17 protein-coding genes are annotated in these 15,708 nt (G+C 60.6%); 9 read left to right on the top strand and 8 right to left on the bottom strand.

From position 1 onward, the window contains the following. Window positions 1-100: 100 nt before the first annotated feature. A complete protein-coding gene (gene amn, locus AB4O45_RS09465; RefSeq protein ID WP_016773051.1) occupies window positions 101-1,600 on the top strand; it encodes an AMP nucleosidase in 1,500 nt (499 codons plus the stop codon). A 72-nt stretch (window positions 1,601-1,672) separates the two neighbouring features. Then, a complete protein-coding gene (locus tag AB4O45_RS09460; RefSeq protein ID WP_056790617.1) occupies window positions 1,673-2,308 on the top strand; it encodes a pseudouridine synthase in 636 nt (211 codons plus the stop codon). Here AB4O45_RS09460 and AB4O45_RS09455 read toward each other — a convergent pair. Both AB4O45_RS09455 and AB4O45_RS09450 read right to left on the bottom strand, forming a co-directional pair. Then, on the bottom strand, window positions 2,303-2,512 hold the full coding sequence (locus AB4O45_RS09455) for a DUF2788 domain-containing protein (protein WP_016773053.1): 210 nt from the start codon (window positions 2,510-2,512) through the stop codon (window positions 2,303-2,305). The genes AB4O45_RS09460 and AB4O45_RS09455 overlap by 6 nt on opposite strands. Before the next feature lie 675 nt (window positions 2,513-3,187). Then, window positions 3,188-3,667, bottom strand: a complete 480-nt coding sequence (locus AB4O45_RS09450) for an Lrp/AsnC family transcriptional regulator (RefSeq protein ID WP_007909658.1) — start codon at window positions 3,665-3,667, stop codon at window positions 3,188-3,190. Between the two features lie 449 nt (window positions 3,668-4,116). Between AB4O45_RS09450 and AB4O45_RS09445 the strand changes: the two genes are divergently transcribed. After that, window positions 4,117-5,055: a DUF6515 family protein gene (locus AB4O45_RS09445; RefSeq protein ID WP_095181888.1), complete on the top strand. Its 939-nt coding sequence runs from the start codon at window positions 4,117-4,119 to the stop codon at window positions 5,053-5,055. On the opposite strand, the gene AB4O45_RS09440 is transcribed toward AB4O45_RS09445, so the two are convergent. Both AB4O45_RS09440 and AB4O45_RS09435 read right to left on the bottom strand, forming a co-directional pair. After that, the gene (locus AB4O45_RS09440) at window positions 5,049-5,945 is read right to left on the bottom strand and encodes a cation diffusion facilitator family transporter (protein ID WP_073475637.1); all 897 of its coding nucleotides are present in this window, start codon (window positions 5,943-5,945) and stop codon (window positions 5,049-5,051) included. The two genes, AB4O45_RS09445 and AB4O45_RS09440, sit on opposite strands and share 7 nt — an antisense overlap. Before the next feature lie 13 nt (window positions 5,946-5,958). Further along, a complete protein-coding gene (locus AB4O45_RS09435; RefSeq protein WP_042610556.1) occupies window positions 5,959-6,378 on the bottom strand; it encodes a hypothetical protein in 420 nt (139 codons plus the stop codon). Window positions 6,379-6,488: 110 nt separating this feature from the next. Here AB4O45_RS09435 and hrpB point away from each other — a divergent pair, with 110 nt between their 5' ends. From hrpB to AB4O45_RS09420, 3 genes are all read left to right on the top strand, one after another. Further along, window positions 6,489-9,008: an ATP-dependent helicase HrpB gene (gene hrpB, locus AB4O45_RS09430; protein WP_460161338.1), complete on the top strand. Its 2,520-nt coding sequence runs from the start codon at window positions 6,489-6,491 to the stop codon at window positions 9,006-9,008. Between the two features lie 130 nt (window positions 9,009-9,138). Next, entirely contained in the window at window positions 9,139-9,711 is a 573-nt protein-coding gene (locus AB4O45_RS09425; RefSeq protein ID WP_256810310.1) for a hypothetical protein, read from the top strand. A gap of 13 nt (window positions 9,712-9,724) precedes the next feature. Next, the gene (locus AB4O45_RS09420; RefSeq protein ID WP_052392144.1) at window positions 9,725-10,150 is read left to right on the top strand and encodes a hypothetical protein; all 426 of its coding nucleotides are present in this window, start codon (window positions 9,725-9,727) and stop codon (window positions 10,148-10,150) included. Window positions 10,151-10,161: 11 nt separating this feature from the next. Here the strand turns inward: AB4O45_RS09420 and AB4O45_RS09415 are convergent, their stop codons facing one another. Continuing rightward, window positions 10,162-11,241 carry an endonuclease/exonuclease/phosphatase family protein gene (locus AB4O45_RS09415; RefSeq protein WP_315435492.1) on the bottom strand — a complete coding sequence of 360 codons (1,080 nt, stop codon included), beginning with the start codon at window positions 11,239-11,241 and terminating at the stop codon, window positions 10,162-10,164. 75 nt (window positions 11,242-11,316) lie between these two features. Next, window positions 11,317-11,991, bottom strand: coding sequence for a YciC family protein (locus tag AB4O45_RS09410; RefSeq protein ID WP_016773061.1), 675 nt, complete (start codon window positions 11,989-11,991; stop codon window positions 11,317-11,319). Between the two features lie 177 nt (window positions 11,992-12,168). Between AB4O45_RS09410 and AB4O45_RS09405 the strand changes: the two genes are divergently transcribed. The 3 genes from AB4O45_RS09405 to AB4O45_RS09395 all read left to right on the top strand — a co-directional run bounded on the left by AB4O45_RS09405 (window position 12,169) and on the right by AB4O45_RS09395 (window position 14,336). Continuing rightward, window positions 12,169-12,930: a DUF2076 domain-containing protein gene (locus AB4O45_RS09405; RefSeq protein ID WP_150742355.1), complete on the top strand. Its 762-nt coding sequence runs from the start codon at window positions 12,169-12,171 to the stop codon at window positions 12,928-12,930. Window positions 12,931-13,215: 285 nt separating this feature from the next. Next, window positions 13,216-13,695, top strand: coding sequence for a LabA-like NYN domain-containing protein (locus AB4O45_RS09400; RefSeq protein WP_016773064.1), 480 nt, complete (start codon window positions 13,216-13,218; stop codon window positions 13,693-13,695). Window positions 13,696-13,730: 35 nt separating this feature from the next. Next, on the top strand, window positions 13,731-14,336 hold the full coding sequence (locus tag AB4O45_RS09395) for a 3'-5' exonuclease (RefSeq protein WP_024014425.1): 606 nt from the start codon (window positions 13,731-13,733) through the stop codon (window positions 14,334-14,336). A 116-nt stretch (window positions 14,337-14,452) separates the two neighbouring features. On the opposite strand, the gene AB4O45_RS09390 is transcribed toward AB4O45_RS09395, so the two are convergent. Both AB4O45_RS09390 and AB4O45_RS09385 read right to left on the bottom strand, forming a co-directional pair. After that, window positions 14,453-15,133: a hypothetical protein gene (locus AB4O45_RS09390; RefSeq protein WP_460161337.1), complete on the bottom strand. Its 681-nt coding sequence runs from the start codon at window positions 15,131-15,133 to the stop codon at window positions 14,453-14,455. Beyond that, the gene (locus AB4O45_RS09385) at window positions 15,130-15,456 is read right to left on the bottom strand and encodes a hypothetical protein (protein WP_460161336.1); all 327 of its coding nucleotides are present in this window, start codon (window positions 15,454-15,456) and stop codon (window positions 15,130-15,132) included. Before AB4O45_RS09385 ends, AB4O45_RS09390 begins: the two co-directional genes overlap by 4 nt. Between the last annotated feature and the right edge of the window lie 252 nt (window positions 15,457-15,708).

The raw sequence follows: 15,708 nt of genomic DNA, 5'->3' as shown, positions 1-15,708 counted from the left end.
CATTCGCGAGCAGGCTCGCTCCCACAGAGGACATCATTGGTCTGCAGATTTAAGTGTCGCCACAACGCCACTGTTCCCGTGCGTCCACGATGCAGGCAAGATGAAGCTCTGCAAGTCAGAACACAGGAAGCTGATCGTGACCGAAGCGTTTATTGTCGTTCAAACCGCCGAACAAGCCGTGGATCGTCTGGCCGAGCTGCATGAGCGGGCCACCACTGCGCTGAATTCTGCCCTCAAGCGTTACCTCAAGGACCGCGTCGAACCCGACGCCGAACAGCGTGCCCTGTTTCGTTATCCCGAACTGCGTCTGACCTACCACTGCCAGGGCGAAGTGCCGCAGACCACCCGCGCTTACGCCAAGGTGCAGTTGCCGGGCACTTACAGCGTCACCGTCACCCACCCGGCGGCGTTTCGCAAATACCTGCTCGAACAACTGACGCCGTTGATGCACGACTTCACCGTGACCGTCGAAGTCGGCGTCAGCCAGCAGAACATTCCTTATCCGTACGTAGTCGAGCAGGGCGATGAACTGGCCGGTTCCGGCGTCACTGCGGCGGTGCTGGCGCGGGTGTTCCCGAGTACCGATCTGTCCGCCGCGACCGATGGCATTGCCGACGGCCTCTACGACTGGGAAAACACCGATCCGCTGCCGCTGGCGCTGTTTGATGCGGCGCGCGTGGATTTCTCGCTGCGCCGTCTGGTGCATTACACCGGCAGCGACTGGCGCCATGTGCAGCCGTGGATTCTGCTGACCAACTACCATCGCTACGTCGATCAGTTCATCGTTCATGGTCTGGAGCAGTTGCGCCGCGATCCGCGTTTCGTGCGCATGGTCCTGCCGGGCAACGTGATCATCGAGAAGAGCATGGATCACGGCGAAGCCTCGGCGATTGCCGCCGGCGTGGTCTGGCACCGTTACCAGATGCCGGCCTATCACCTGATCGCCAGCGACGGCCACGGCGTCACACTGGTGAACATCGGCGTCGGCCCGTCCAACGCCAAGAACATCACCGATCACCTGGCGGTGCTGCGTCCGCATTGCTGGCTGATGATCGGCCACTGCGGTGGCCTGCGTCAGTCGCAGACCATCGGCGATTACGTGCTGGCCCACGCCTACATGCGCCGCGACGGCATTCTTGATCGTGTGGTGCCGCCCAATATTCCCATCCCGGCACTGGCCGAAGTGCAGCTTGCGCTTCAACAGGCAGCGGCGAATGTCACCGGCGAGAAGGGCGACGATCTGAAGAAGCGCCTGCGCACCGGCACGGTTCTGACCTACGACGACCGCAACTGGGAACTGCGCTGGGCTCAGGAACGACCGCTGATCAACCTGTCCCGCGCGGTTGCGGTGGACATGGAAAGCGGCACGATTGCAGCGCAGGGTTATCGCTTGCGGGTGCCGTACGGCACGTTGCTCTGCGTTTCGGACAAGCCGCTGCACAGCGAAATCAAACTGCCGGGCTCGGCCAACGCCTTCTATGAACGCGCGGTCAGCCAGCATTTGAAAATCGGCATCGAAGCGGTGGATCTGCTGCGTACCGAACTCAACTCGCTGCACTCGCGCAAGTTGCGCAGCTTCGACGAGCCGCCATTCCGTTAACGGTTAGTCGTGGTCATTTGGCGGTCGGGGCACTAGCATTGTCAGCCCTGATCGCTAAATGTTCTGTCTCTTATGTCCCGTCCCCCGCGTCCCCCTTCCCGCCGCCCTGGCGTGAAGCCTCAGTCTTCTGCCCCGCGCCGTGTTGCCAAGGCACCACCGGCCGAGCCGAAACTGATCCTGTTCAACAAACCCTTCGATGTGCTGACGCAGTTCAGCGACGGTGAAGGGCGGGCGACACTCAAGGATTACATCGATGTGCCGGGGATTTACCCGGCCGGACGTCTGGATCGCGACAGCGAAGGTTTGTTGCTGCTGACCAACGACGGCCAGTTGCAGGCGCGCATCGCCGATCCGAAACACAAACTGGCGAAGACCTATTGGGTGCAGGTGGAAGGCGAGCCGACGGCTGAGCAGTTGCAGCGCCTGCGTGATGGCGTCGAGCTGAATGACGGCATGACTCTGCCCGCCCAAGCGCGGCAACTGGCTGAGCCGCAGTTGTGGCCGCGCAATCCGCCGGTACGCTTTCGCGCGACCATACCGACTTCGTGGCTGGAACTGGTGATTCGCGAAGGGCGCAACCGTCAGGTGCGGCGCATGACGGCGGCGGTCGGGCTGCCGACGTTGCGTCTGGTGCGGGTCAGGATTGGCGACTGGACCCTTGAAGGGCTGGATCAGGGCCAGTGGCGGGAAGTGCCGGCGCGCTTATAAGGCGCCGGACTCGATCAGGCCGATCACCACACTCTTGATGATGAACGCGGCCACGCCCAGGCCCAGCACGAAAAACAGAATGAACGAGCCGAACCGCCCGGCCTTGGACTTCTTCGCCAGATCCCAGACGATGAAACCCATGAAAATGATCAGGATGCTGACCAGACCGGTCATCATCCACTCTTCGAACAGTGCTGGATCCATTGGCGATCTCCGGCGCGGACAGGGCTGAAAGGGCGGCGGCGAGTATACGCCATGGTCGGTGGGGTGGCATTGATCTGGGTCTGATCCGCAATTGTTCCCCTCACCCTAACCCTCTCCCGGAGGGAGAGGGGACTGACCGAGGTGTCTGGCGTCTTACATCGACCTGAAATATCGAGTCGATTATGGATTCACAACAGAACTTTCAGGTCGGCGTACTTCTAGAGCATCTCTAGGTCGGCTCCCTCTCCCTCCGGGAGAGGGGATTGACCGAGGTGTCTGGCGTCTTGCATCGACCTGAAATATCGAGTCGATTATGGATTCACAACAGAACTTTCAGGTCGGCGTACTTCTAGAGCATCGCTAGGTCGGCTCCCTCTCCCTCCGGGAGAGGGGACTGACCGAGGTGTCTGGCGTCTTACATCGACTTGAAATATCGAGTCGATTATGGATTCACAACAGAACTTTCAGGTCGGCGTACTTCTAGAGCATCTCTCGGTCGGCTCCCTCTCCCTCCGGGAGAGGGGACTGACCGAGGTGTCTGGCGTTTTACATCGACCTGAAATATCGAGTCGATTATGGATTCACAACAGAACTTTCAGGTCGGCGTGCTTCTAGAGCATCTCTCGGTCGGCTCCCTCTCCCCTCCGGGAGAGGGCTGGGGTGAGGGGCTTTTGCTTAGCTACGCAAATGAGTCAGCGGCAATTCAGTACTGTTCAAAACCTGGTTCAGCACAAAACTCGACCGCACGCTGGTGACCCCCTCGATCCGAGTCAGGTGCCCCAGCAGTAATTTCTGATAGTGATCCATATCCGGCACCACCACTTTTAACTGGTAGTCGGCATCCACTCCGGTCACCAGACTGCATTCCAGCACTTGCGGCAACGTGCGGATTGCCGCCTCGAAATTCTCGAAGCGCTCGGGGGTGTGCCGGTCCATGCCGATCAGTACATACGCGGTCAGGCTCAAGCCGAGCATCTTGCGATCGAGCAGCGCCACCTGGCGCGAGATATAGCCATCGTCTTCCAGCTGCTTGACCCGGCGCGAGCAAGGCGAGGGCGACAGACCGATGCGTTCGGCCAGTTCCTGGTTGGAGATACGGGCGTCGCGCTGCAATTCCGCCAAAATACTCAGGTCATACCGGTCAAGTTTGCTCATCAATCTGTCCTTGGTCGTAACTATTGCGGCAGATTATCTATCCAGGGTTAAAAATTGCGCAAGCGGTGTTTAATTGAGCAATTTTCGCAATCCTGTGTCGCAGCCTCAGGCTTATTCTTAACACCAGAATCACTGCTCGGTAACACAGTCCACGCGGCCCGCCCAATCAGGCCCGCCGAGGCCGCCACCCCCACCGGGGATGTGCCGGCCCCCGAGCTGCACACTGCCCAGAAGACAGCGTGAGGTGAGCCGACGTCAAAAGCGTCGAGCCAGGACGAAGTTCTCCAGAAGGGAGGCCGACGGGTCTCCCTTTTTCTTGCCTGCGATTTCATGTTGGCGCCTCAATAAATAAGTCGCGCGACTGATAACCTGTTGCAGAACCCGATGGGGCTGTTTCGAGTCTCAGCAACAAGCCCTGCCAACGACAGGCTCCCACAGTGAGGAAAAGCATGAATTCGCGCATCTGGCGTCTGGCCGGTGTTGGTTTGCTGTGTGTGGGTGTCAGTGCGCAAGCGCTGGCCGATGAGCCGCAGAATCGTGGGCCGGGCAACGGGCCGCAGAACGACGGGATCATCCGTGGCGACAACAGCCATCAGTTCGAGCACAACGGCCAGCCGCACAACAATGACGGTCAATGGCAGAACCGCAACCGTGTCGATGATCGTCCAGAACCGCCTCGCCAGCCGGGCAACAACCTGCCGATCCAGCCGCGACCCGACGCCGTGCACCAGACTCAGGAGCCGCGTCAGGGTTACTACCGCGACGAGCGCCCGCAGAACGGTTACCACAATCAGCAATGGCAGACGCGGCCACGTCCCGATGACAACCGCTGGCCGGGACGGCCGAACGGTCATGGCAATGGCTGGGGGCCTGGCCCGCAATATCGTCCGGGCCATGTGATCGATCGTTTCCCGGATCGTGATTACCGCGTGCCGTATCGCGGTCAGGATTACTTCTATTCCGGCGGCTACTGGTATCGCCCGCAAGGCCCGCGCTACATCGTCGTGCAGCCGCCGCGCGGGATCCGCATCCAGTATTTGCCGGATTACGCCCGTGAAGTGTGGATCGGCGGCTCGCTGCTGTTCCTCGCCGCCGGCTCGTATTACGCCTATCAAGAGGCGACGCAGGATTACGTGGTCGTCGAGCCGCCGCTGCAGCAACCGCCGCAACCGCAATCTCAAGGCTATGACGTCGAAGCCTACCCGGCCAACGGCCAGTCACCGCAGCAGGTGCAGCAGGACGGTTACCAGTGCTCGCAGTACGCTGTGCAGCAAAGCGGTTTCGACCCGCGCACCGCGACCTACCAACCGGCGCCCGAAGTGGTTCAGGCCTATCGCCAGGCGCAGGGCAACTGCCTGAGCAGCCGCGGTTATCAGGTCAATTACTGAGTGCGGGCGGCGAGCACCACTTCCTGTGGGTCGGCGTGCACCAGCACCTCGGCCTTCGGATATTCCTTGTGAATCGCCGCCGCCGCTTGATCGCTGATGCCATGGGCGACTGACAGGGTCAGTTCGCCCGGCAATTCCAGGTGCAATTGCACGAACCAGTGGTTGCCCGAGATCCGCGTGCGCAAGTCATGCGCACCGAGCACCCCCGGCACGCTGCACGCCAGCTCAAGCATGTGCTGGCTGACATCGGTCGGCAACTCCTCGTCCATCAACACCGAAAAACTTTCCCGGGCGATCTGGATCGCACTCCAGAAAATGTACACGGCGATCCCCAGCCCGAACCACGCGTCCAGTTGCGCAAAACCCATCCCGGCCAACACCAGCGCGATGAGGATGCTGCCGTTGAGCAGCAGGTCCGAACGGTAATGCAGGGAGTCGGCGCGCACGGCGTTGGAGCCGGTCTGCTTGATCACCCGGTGCTGCAACATCAGCAGCGCCGCCGTCAGCAGCAGGGAAAACACGATCACACCGATGCTCAGCCACGGCGCGCCAAGCGGCTCCGGCGTCTGCAAGCGTTGGTAGGCCTGGAACGCGATCAGCACCGCGCTGCCACCGATGAACAACGCCTGCGCCATACCCGCCAGTGATTCGGCTTTGCCGTGGCCATAACGGTGATCGTCATCCGCCGGACGCAGTGCGTAATGCACCGCCAGCAGATTGAGCATCGAGGTGACGCCATCCAGCGCCGAGTCGGTGAGGCCGGCGAGCATGCTCACCGATCCGCTGAGCCACCAGGCAATCGCTTTGGCGACGATCAGCGTGCACGCGACCGCCACCGAGGCGCGGGTCGCCAGCCGCAGCAGGCGGGCGTGTTCGGGGCTGGAGGTCATTGAACGTCCTTATTCAAGCGGCGGGTTGCAGGCCGAACATCGCCAGTTGCTGAGTGCTGCCCTTGTGCTGGATCAGGCGCGGGTCGTCGAGAGGAAAGTCTTTACCCAGTTCGCTCTCGAGAATCGCCTGCAACTTGTGATTGTCGACCTGACCGTCCGGGCCGATGGCTTGCTTGAGCTTGGCCGGATCGATCTGCGCGGTGTGGCCCGGTTCGAAATAGATCGCCCCGGTGGCGAAGTCGACGGCAAACGCGATCAGCCCGGGAATGATGTAGAACAGCAGGCCGACGGCATCGAGCACGGCAATCGCCGGGTCGATCTTGCCGTCGATCTGGCCACGGCGGTCCGGGTAGAAAATCGAACCGCACGCCGACAGTTGCGTGAGCAGAGTGGCAACCAGAACACCGCCGATCAGGCGAGAGGGTAAGCGCATGGAAATGTCTCCTGAGTCATCAAATAACGAAGCTTCGTCTTGTGAAGTTAAGACCCTGACGAACGTCAGACAGTTCGTCGTTATACTCGCCGCTCTGTTTGGGAGCCAGCATGATTTCTTTGCCGATCGACGATGTTTTACCCGCCCTGCGTGAAGCCCTCGCGTCACGCCACGAAGCCGTGCTCGAAGCACCGCCCGGCGCCGGTAAGACCACCCGCGTGCCCTTGGCCTTGCTCAACGAAGCCTGGCTGGCCGGGCAGACCATCGTCATGCTCGAACCACGGCGTCTGGCCGCGCGCGCAGCGGCGGAACGTTTGGCCAGCGAGCTCGGCGAGCAGGTCGGTGAAACCGTCGGCTATCGCATCCGCCTCGACAGCAAAGTCGGCCCGAAGACGCGTATCGAAGTGGTCACCGAAGGCATCCTTACCCGGCGCTTGCAGGACGACCCGGCGCTGGAGGGTGTGGGCTTACTGATCTTCGACGAATTTCATGAACGCAGCCTCGACGCCGATCTGGCGCTGGCCCTCAGTCTGAACGGTCGCGAGCTGTTTCGCGCTGAACAGCCGCTGAAGATTCTGCTGATGTCGGCCACCCTCGAAGGCGAGCGGTTGGCGGGGTTGCTCGATGACGCGCCGATCCTGCGCAGCGAAGGCCGCATGTACCCGGTGACGATGCGCTGGGGCCGGCCGTTCCAACCAGGGGAATACATCGATCAACGCGTTACCCAAACCGTGCTCGAAGCGCTGCACGACGAGACCGGCAGCCTGTTGGTGTTCCTGCCGGGGCAAGCGGAGATCCGTCGCGTGCATCAGCAATTGGCCGACACCATTGGCGAGCGCAAAGACATCTTGCTGTGCCCGTTGCACGGTGAACTCGACCTCAATGCGCAACGCGCGGCAATCGATCCGGCGCCGCCCGGTCAGCGCAAAGTGGTGCTGGCAACCAACATCGCCGAGACCAGCCTGACCATCAACGGCGTGCGCGTGGTCATCGATGCCGGGCTGGCGCGGGTGCCGCGTTTCGACCCGGGCAGCGGCATGACCCGCCTCGACACTCAACGCATCTCCAAGGCCAGCGCCACCCAGCGTGCCGGCCGCGCCGGGCGATTGGAGCCGGGCGTGTGTTATCGCCTGTGGTCACAGGATCAGCACGAACAACTGGCGGCCTATGGCAGCGCGGAAATTCTCTCGGCGGATCTGGCCAGCCTCTCTTTGCAGCTGGGGCGCTGGGGCGTGACCCCGGGCGAACTGGTTTGGCTGGATGTGCCCCCGGCCGCCGCGTATGCGCAAGCGCAGGATCTGCTGCAACGGCTCGGCGCCTTGCACGGTGACACGCTGACGGCCCACGGCCAGGCCATGGCTGAACTGCCGGCGCATCCGCGCATTGCGCATTTGCTGTTGCGCGGTCAGGCGCTGGGGCTGGCGGCGATGGCCTGCGATGTGGCGGCGCTGCTCGGCGAGCGCGATATCCTGCGCGGCGCTGGCGCGGATCTGCACAGCCGATTGATTCTGCTTTCCGGCGAAGGACGTGCCGGCCGTGGGGCGCAGGGCGGGGTGCAACGTGCCCGGCAATTGGCTCGGCAATATCGCGGCTACTTGCGCGGCAAGCCGAGCGAGCCGGTCAGCGATGCCGAGCATCCACGCTGGCTCGGCGCGCTATTGGCGCTGGCCTACCCGGATCGCGTCGCCCAGCAACGGCGTGCCGGGGGTGCCGAATACCGGTTGGCCAACGGTCGCGCCGCGCTGTTCGCTGAGGCCGACAGCTTGATGAAGCATGAGTGGATTGTCATCGCCGACCTCGGCAGCCGTCAGGGCCAGCGCGAAGAACGTATCTATCTGGCGGCGGATTTCGATCCGGCGCTGTTCGATTCGGTGCTCACCGAGCAAGTGCGCAGCGTCGACCAACTCGATTGGGATGAACGCGAAGGCGTGCTGCGTGCCGAGCGCCAGCGCAAGGTCGGCGAGCTGATTCTCAGCCGCGAACCGTTGACCGGTCTCGATGAAAACACGCGCAGTCAGGCCCTGGTCAATCTGGTGCGACGCAAGGGTCTGGAGCTGCTGCCATGGACGCCGGAACTGCGCCAGTGGCAAGCGCGGGTGGCGCTGTTGCGCCAGCTCGATCTGCGCACTCAGGACGACAGCCAATGGCCGGATGTCAGCGATGCAGCGCTGCTCAATACCCTGGAAGACTGGCTGATGCCGTATCTGGGCAAGGTCTCGCGGCTGAGCCATTTCGCCAACCTCGACCTGTCGAGCATCGTGCGCAATCTGCTGCCGTGGCCGCTGCCGCAGAAGCTCGACGAACTGGCGCCGCATCATTTGAGCGTGCCGTCGGGTTCATCGATTCGCCTGGATTACAGCGACCATCCACCGATTCTCGCGGTGCGCTTGCAGGAGCTGTTTGGTCTGGCCGATACGCCACGGATTGCCGGCGGCCGGCAAGTGGTCAAGCTGCATCTGCTGTCGCCAGCGCGGCGACCGGTGCAGGTCACGCAGGACCTGGCCAACTTCTGGCGCAGCACCTATGCCGAGGTGAAGAAGGATCTGAAGGGGCGTTATCCGAAGCATTATTGGCCGGACGATCCTTTGGTCGCCGAAGCCACGGCGCGGGCGAAACCACGGGGCACCTGACCCGCAATGGCTGCGTGCCATTAGCCCATCCGTGCTAATTGCCCTTGGTTGTTCAGGCTCGCAAAATCGCCGCCTGAACAATAACAAGCCTTGTTGCCTGGCAACTTGTGCCCAAGGAACGGAACTGCCCATGAGCTCTTTCTTCAAGTTCAAGAAGTTGATCTTCTTGTCGGCTGCGCTGCTGGCCGCCTCTAATCCGACAATGGCCGAAGAGTCCAACCCGATTGGCGACTGGTGGATTATCTACGGCAACGGCGTGCCCCAGAAAAACATCATGTACGTCGCCGATGCCACCTCGGTCGTGCCTTCGCAGAAAACCAAAGGCGCAACCATGGTCGCAGTGACCCTGGTGTATGAAGAGCCGGGCAAACCGATGATCGACGTCTACAACCTCGAAGCCCAATGCTCTACGGGCAAGGTGCGTTTTATCAATGGCCAGTCCATCGAGCGTCTTGCCTACACCATGCGTCATCTGAAAGTTGCCAATCAATGGCAGACCCCCAAAGAGTTCTGGGTCCAGCAAGCGCTGAAGTTTGCCTGCGCCCCTGGCAGTCGCGCGAAAAACGACATGGCCGCCGTGGGCAAGATGGAATACCTGCAGATGATCGAGATGCTGCAGCAGATGTTCTTCAAGCTCGCGCCGATTCAGCAAAAGAGCCAGATGATGGACAACATCGACAGCCTGCTCGAACTCAAGAAATAAGCCGGGGCATCCAATGACTTACACACGTTTGTGGCTGGCAACCCTAGTGGCAGGATTGCTCTTGAGCGGTTGTGGCACTATCGCGCAGAGCCGCTGGGAAGGCCGCGATCTCCAGGAAGCACTGGACCTGTTCGGCACGCCTGATTCGATGAAAAAAGAAATCGGCCCAAATGGCGAACCCTTGGCCGTGCTGACCTGGTACAAGTCCGCGAGCTGGACCACCACCGAAGCGGCTGGCACTTCGATGACCCATACCGGCAACGGCATGGTGTACACCGAGCATTATCAGCAAGTTGGGCACAGTTCCGATTGCAAATTGCAGGCGAAGATCGATCAACAGAAGAAGATTGCACAGTTCCTGATCGAGGACGGGCGAATCCTGCATGGCAAGTGCCTGGGCGTCCGGTTTGTCCCCGGTTACATTCCGCCCGGCTTCTAAGGGCAGAGCGCTCAGGGCGCAGCGGGCAGGAGGAACCGCGCAATCACCGGCAAGTGGTCGGAGATGCGCAAGGTATCGTCCTGTCGCACCTGGGCTTGCACTCGTTTGAGCTTCGGGCTGTAGAACAGATAATCCACCGTGCGATCCGGGCCGTTGAGGCCGGGGTCGTTGGGGTAGTGCGTCAGCCATTTGGCTCGATCAATGCCGCCGGCTTCGTTGTTGGTCGGGATCATCGGGTACTTGTCCCACAGCAGATGCAGTTCGCTGTCGGCAGAGTAGGGCGCGCGCCGCTCGACGGGCAGGCGTCGGTACTGGCCGAGCGGCAACAGATTGAAATCGCCACCGATCAGCCAGGGCAGGCCTTGGCTTTCATATTTGTCTAGCACCTTGGCCACGGCGGCGACTTGCGCCTGCAAGTGGCCGTCCGGCTCGCTGGCGCGCTGCAGATGGGTGTTGAACACGGTCAGTTGTCCGCCATCGCTGAGCGGCAGTTTGACTGCCAGCAAAGCGTCTTTGGGCTGGAACTGGCGGCTGATGAAGTTGCTTGGGGCGACGGGCAGTTGCAGGCGTTCGGCGTGTTCGATGCGATAGCGACTCAAGGTGGCCAACTGGCGGCCGACGCTGCCGTAGATATGTGGCTCGGGAACAAAATCCGCCTTCCAGTCGAAGGCGCTGGTGCTGCACGGGTACAGATCGGCGACACGTTCCTGCAACAGTTTGAGCTGGTTCTGGTAATCGCTGGCCTTGGCGCCGTCGTCGAGCTCCTGCAACAGCACCACATCGGGTTGTTCGTCGCGGATCACCCGCGCCACTTCGTCGAGGCTGAAGGCCATGTCTTCGGCGGTCGGCGCTTCGTCGTCGCCCTGAGCCAGGTCATTCCAGAATACGTAGCGCTTGCCGGCGAGGAACTGCACGTTCCAGGTCATGACTTTCAGTGCTTGCCCGGGCACCAGCGTCGGCGCCGTGGTGCTGCAACGGACCGGCAGGGTTTCGCGGGCATCGGGGCGCCAGGTCAGGCTGAACAGCAGTACGCCGAACAGGACGACGGCAAGGATGACGAGAAGCAGGGTGTAGCGCAGCAGACGGGTCATGGCTCGGCTTATAGCGTTACAGGAAGTGGCCCCGAGCATACCTGACGGCAGCCGCGAAGCCCAAGCACGGCGCGGTCAGACCGCTCCGTTACGTTTGTCAGGCAATTCGCTGATCAGCATGAACAGGCGGAACAGCACCACACTGGTGAACAGTTGCAGAAAGCTGTGAGCGCTGTCGATCAGCCCGGCAATCAGCGGATTCTGCGGTTCGGGGTACACCGCCAGCGTCGCGCCCTTGAGCAACCACAACGGAGTCATCACGCAGAGAATGCACAGCAGGATGCGCCAGAAGTGCCCGCGCGTCAGGCGCAGGCTTTCCTTCATCGCCTGCAACGGCCCGAGCCCGCGCAGCACCAACAGGTATTCAGCGAAGGCGAGCATGACCATCAGCATCAGGCCCGGGAGGAAGTACAGCGACAGGCCCAGCAGAATCAGCAAGGTATTGAGCGCGGTCAGCACGGCGAAGCGTGGCCACAGGGTTGCGGCCATCGCCAGCAGGTCGCGGTTGCGCGGCGACTCGCCACGGCTGCGCGCATCGAGAAACAGGATCAGCGCGGCGGTGTACAGCGGATACACCAGCAGGCCGACGATGATGCTGACTCCGGCGAAGGTGTCCGGCCCGGTGGCGTGATCGACCGCCTGCTGCAAGAAAGCTTCGACAATCACCAGCGGCAGGCACAACTGCACGATGCTGCCCAGATGGCGTTTGAAAAAATACAAAGAGTCGCGCAGTACTTCGAGGGCATTCATCAGTCGGTATCGCAGGTCGAAAACAGTGGCTCACTTTAACCGATGCAACGCGGGGCGACACAAACGTAAACATTCGGTAAAGGTCATTGAAACGTTTTGTCACTGTCTCCATTACAGGAGAGCACCGCGCCCAGAGTGGGTGCGGGCACGTTATTACCGGCAATCTACGAGGTCGCCATGAACAGCGAAGAGCAAACCCTGATCGATGGACTGTTTTCCCGGCTGCAACAGGCCGAGACGGAGGCAGCCCCGCGCGACGCCCAGGCCGAGGCGCGGATCAAGGAACACCTGACGCGCCAACCGGCGGCAGGTTATTTCATGACCCAGGCGATTCTGGTGCAAGAGGCCGCGCTGAAAAGCCTCGATGAGCAGAACAAGCAACTGACCCAGCAAGTCCAGCGCCTGCAGGCCGAGCTGCAATCGGCCAAGGCCCAGAGTGGCGCACCGGCAGCGAGCGGTAGCGGTGGCTTCCTGTCGAGCATTTTTGGTGGCGGCAATTCACGTCCGGCGCCGAGCCAGAGCGCAGCGCCGTCGTCCTCCGGCGGCTGGCGTGAACCGGCACAGCAGCAGAGCTACCAGGCACCGGCGCCACAACAGAGCTTCGGCGCCGCGCCGCCCAACTATGCGCAGCAGGCAGCCCCGGCGGCGGGCAACAGCTTCCTCGGCGGCGCGCTGAAAACCGCCGCTGGCGTGGCCGGCGGTGTGATGCTGGCGCAGGGCATCAGCAGCCTGTTCCACCACAATCAGCAACCGGAAGAAATCGTCGAGGTCATCAAGGAAGAACCGGCGCAGGTCGCCGATCAGAGCAACAACGGCTGGGGCGATGATCAGCGCGTGGCGGACAACGGCTTCTCGGGCAATGACCAGGGCGGTTTCAGCGACGCCGATTACAGCAGCGACAATTCGTCGTTCTTCGATGACGACGACTCCTTTGTCTGACATAGCCTCTGAAGGCTGACATGCACCCTGTGGCGAGGGGATTTATCCCCGTTGGCTGCGCAGCAGCCCCGCTTTTCCTGGTTAAAGCGAGGACTGCTGCGCAGCCCAGCGGGGCGGTGCGACGTTTCGCTAAATCCCCTCGCCACAACACCGTTTGTCAGGGACACCTCGGCGCCAGCCGGTGATTATTCGCTGAATCTTTCTCTTGGCTGGCATACTGAGCGCCTTTTTCAGGCCTGATCGCCTGACCCCGCTTCGTGCGCTTGCGCGCCCACAGGAACTCCGGTGAAAAAAATCGCAGTGTTCGCCGATGTGCAGAACCTCTACTACACCGTGCGTCAGGCCTATGGTTGCCACTTCAACTACGCCGCATTGTGGGCGGACATCAGCAAGAACGGGCAGATCGTCGAGGCCTATGCCTACGCCATCGACCGTGGCGACAGCAAGCAGCAGCAGTTTCAGCAGATCCTGCGCAACCTCGGCTTCACCGTGAAGCTCAAGCCCTACATCCAGCGCAGCGACGGCTCGGCCAAGGGTGACTGGGATGTCGGCATTACCCTGGACATCATGGATGCCGCCGACCACGTCGACGAAGTGGTGCTGGCTTCCGGTGACGGCGATTTCGACATGCTGCTCGAGCGCATCATCAACAAGCACGGTGTGCAAGCGGTGGCCTACGGCGTCCCTGGCCTGACCGCCAACTCGCTGATCCGCGCCGCCAGCCGCTACGTGCCGATCGAAGGCGCGCTGCTGTTAAAGAATTAAGCTCAAGAACTTATCTGTACGGAGTTGAACCCGGTTTGGAACGCATCGCAGTCATCGACTTTGAAACCACCGGCCTGTCGCCGAACAGCAGCTGCCGCGCCACGGAAATCGCCGTGGTCATGCTGGAAAACGGCCGCATCGTCGAGCGTTACCAGAGCCTGATGAACGCCGGCGTGCGCGTCCCCGCGTTCATCGAGCAACTGACCGGCATCAGCAACGCCATGCTGCGCACCGCGCCGCCGGCCGAGCGGGTGATGGAAGAGGTCAACGAATTCGTCGGCTGCACGCCGTTGCTGGCGCACAACGCCTCGTTCGACCAGAAGTTCTGGGATTTCGAACTGGGGCGGATCAAACGCACACGCCTGCAGAATTTCGCCTGTTCACTGCTGCTGGCGCGGCGCCTGATGCCGGCGGCGCCGAATCACAAGCTCGGTACGCTCACCACGTTCGCGCAGTTGCCGCACACCGGCCAGGCTCACCGGGCCATGGCCGATGCGGAGATGGCGGCCAATCTGATGGCGCATTTGGCGCAAGAGTTACGGGGCAAGCACGGGGTACGCGAGTTGAATCACGACCTGCTGTGCAAGTTGCAGAAAGTCCCTGCCGCAAAAGTCGGCGAGCATCTGCAGCGTTATCGCTGATCCCTAGCCCACTGCAGAGTGTTGTACACACCACCTTAACCATTATGGGATAAGACGATGTGTACTTTGGAACATCAAATGTCCTCTAGGAGCTGCCGAAGGCTGCGGGTTCGGCTTTAAGCCAGACTGTTGAATTGCTGGCTATTGATCTTGCTTACCGGCATGAAGCCTGTCGTTTTCTTGAAGTTCATAGCGTGTACAAAGTTCTTCATCGAGTCTGATGGATCGATGCTTTGCATGTTGAGCTTGGACAGTGTCTCGCGAGAAATAGCGACGCTGAGGATGGGCTGATCCTCTAAGTGGCCGGTCGCGGAGTTGAGGAGTAAGTCAACGGCCGTAACGATGACGAGGTGTTCGGGAAGAATATTTAGCAGTTCTTGACCCACACGCAGAACGCAGCTGGATACGTAGTCCTGTAACAGCTCATTAAATTTACTGATCGGCATTTTTTTCACCGACAGTTTTCCACTCTGTAGTAGCGACTTGATGTCTTGAGGGATCACTTTGGTCCCGTGTACCGAGAGTGTGCATTCGAGAATGCCGTTATCTGCGACCGAGAAATTAATTGACGTGCCCAAGTGGGAAATATCCGTGAACGGGTTCACGCGCAGAACTGCATCAATTTTCGATTGGCCATTGCCCGCGAGAATTCCTAGCGCGAGTTCGTGATCTATTTTCCAATCCTGATACTCGTTTTCCCACTCCGCTATTTCTTGAGCCAACTGCTGCGTGTCTTTGGCAACCGCTGCTTGAATAGCGTATTCCAGTTTTTTACGCTGTCTGGCCTCAAGTTTCAAAGTGCGCGTAATGAAGCCAGGTTTATAGCTGGCCTGTTTCGCCCTCGCTTGGTTTCATGAGCATTTAGTGCGGCTGGTTTTATCGGTGGAGGTTGATTTGCGAACTCACTCCAGTCGATCCTTTCGCCGCAGTCTTTATGCACAGACAGCAACAAATCTATGTGATTTTCGTAGACCTCAACTTCGTAGGCGGCCTGCTCAAGGACCTCCATTTTTTCGAATTCTTTCTGACGCACCTCCAATTCCCTTTGTCGCCGTTTTGAGTTGCGCTCTGCTCTTCTCGCTGATGCCTGCATTGAGCGTAGGGTTCCCTTCCAAGTCATTTTTGAACTCCTTTCATGTCCATCGGTTTATTTGAGAACGGTCAATTCTCGGCATGTTCAGGACATTAGCTGCTGCGCTGGGTGGCGTCCATCGAACAAAAGTCTCCCGTAATCAGTTTGTTTAATTACGTGTATGGCTCGGCGAAGCATCCTACTGAAGTTTAGGGGGAATCCGTCTTGAGCCTAGATAACCCTGCCGTTAACCTCTGTGCGTCGCTGCAAATTCAGCGATCGGGACTGCAAGCCCGCCGA

The organism is Pseudomonas sp. S2_B10, assembly GCF_054668425.1.
The sequence above is the reverse complement of the archived record's forward strand: the minus strand, read 5'-3'. Positions and strand labels throughout refer to the sequence as shown.

What these genes read in the sequence shown, in the direction of transcription:
- AB4O45_RS09455 (WP_016773053.1), bottom strand. Translation starts at nt 2,512, where the DNA reads ATGGATCCAGCACTGTTCGAAGAGTGGATGATGACCGGTCTGGTCAGC.
- AB4O45_RS09405 (WP_150742355.1), top strand. Translation starts at nt 12,169, where the DNA reads ATGAACAGCGAAGAGCAAACCCTGATCGATGGACTGTTTTCCCGGCTG.
- AB4O45_RS09445 (WP_095181888.1), top strand. Translation starts at nt 4,117, where the DNA reads ATGAATTCGCGCATCTGGCGTCTGGCCGGTGTTGGTTTGCTGTGTGTG.
- AB4O45_RS09420 (WP_052392144.1), top strand. Translation starts at nt 9,725, where the DNA reads ATGACTTACACACGTTTGTGGCTGGCAACCCTAGTGGCAGGATTGCTC.
- AB4O45_RS09425 (WP_256810310.1), top strand. Translation starts at nt 9,139, where the DNA reads ATGAGCTCTTTCTTCAAGTTCAAGAAGTTGATCTTCTTGTCGGCTGCG.
- AB4O45_RS09415 (WP_315435492.1), bottom strand. Translation starts at nt 11,241, where the DNA reads ATGACCCGTCTGCTGCGCTACACCCTGCTTCTCGTCATCCTTGCCGTC.
- AB4O45_RS09435 (WP_042610556.1), bottom strand. Translation starts at nt 6,378, where the DNA reads ATGCGCTTACCCTCTCGCCTGATCGGCGGTGTTCTGGTTGCCACTCTG.
- amn (WP_016773051.1), top strand. Translation starts at nt 101, where the DNA reads ATGAAGCTCTGCAAGTCAGAACACAGGAAGCTGATCGTGACCGAAGCG.
- AB4O45_RS09450 (WP_007909658.1), bottom strand. Translation starts at nt 3,667, where the DNA reads ATGAGCAAACTTGACCGGTATGACCTGAGTATTTTGGCGGAATTGCAG.
- AB4O45_RS09440 (WP_073475637.1), bottom strand. Translation starts at nt 5,945, where the DNA reads ATGACCTCCAGCCCCGAACACGCCCGCCTGCTGCGGCTGGCGACCCGC.
- AB4O45_RS09460 (WP_056790617.1), top strand. Translation starts at nt 1,673, where the DNA reads ATGTCCCGTCCCCCGCGTCCCCCTTCCCGCCGCCCTGGCGTGAAGCCT.
- AB4O45_RS09385 (WP_460161336.1), bottom strand. Translation starts at nt 15,456, where the DNA reads ATGACTTGGAAGGGAACCCTACGCTCAATGCAGGCATCAGCGAGAAGA.
- AB4O45_RS09410 (WP_016773061.1), bottom strand. Translation starts at nt 11,991, where the DNA reads ATGAATGCCCTCGAAGTACTGCGCGACTCTTTGTATTTTTTCAAACGC.
- hrpB (WP_460161338.1), top strand. Translation starts at nt 6,489, where the DNA reads ATGATTTCTTTGCCGATCGACGATGTTTTACCCGCCCTGCGTGAAGCC.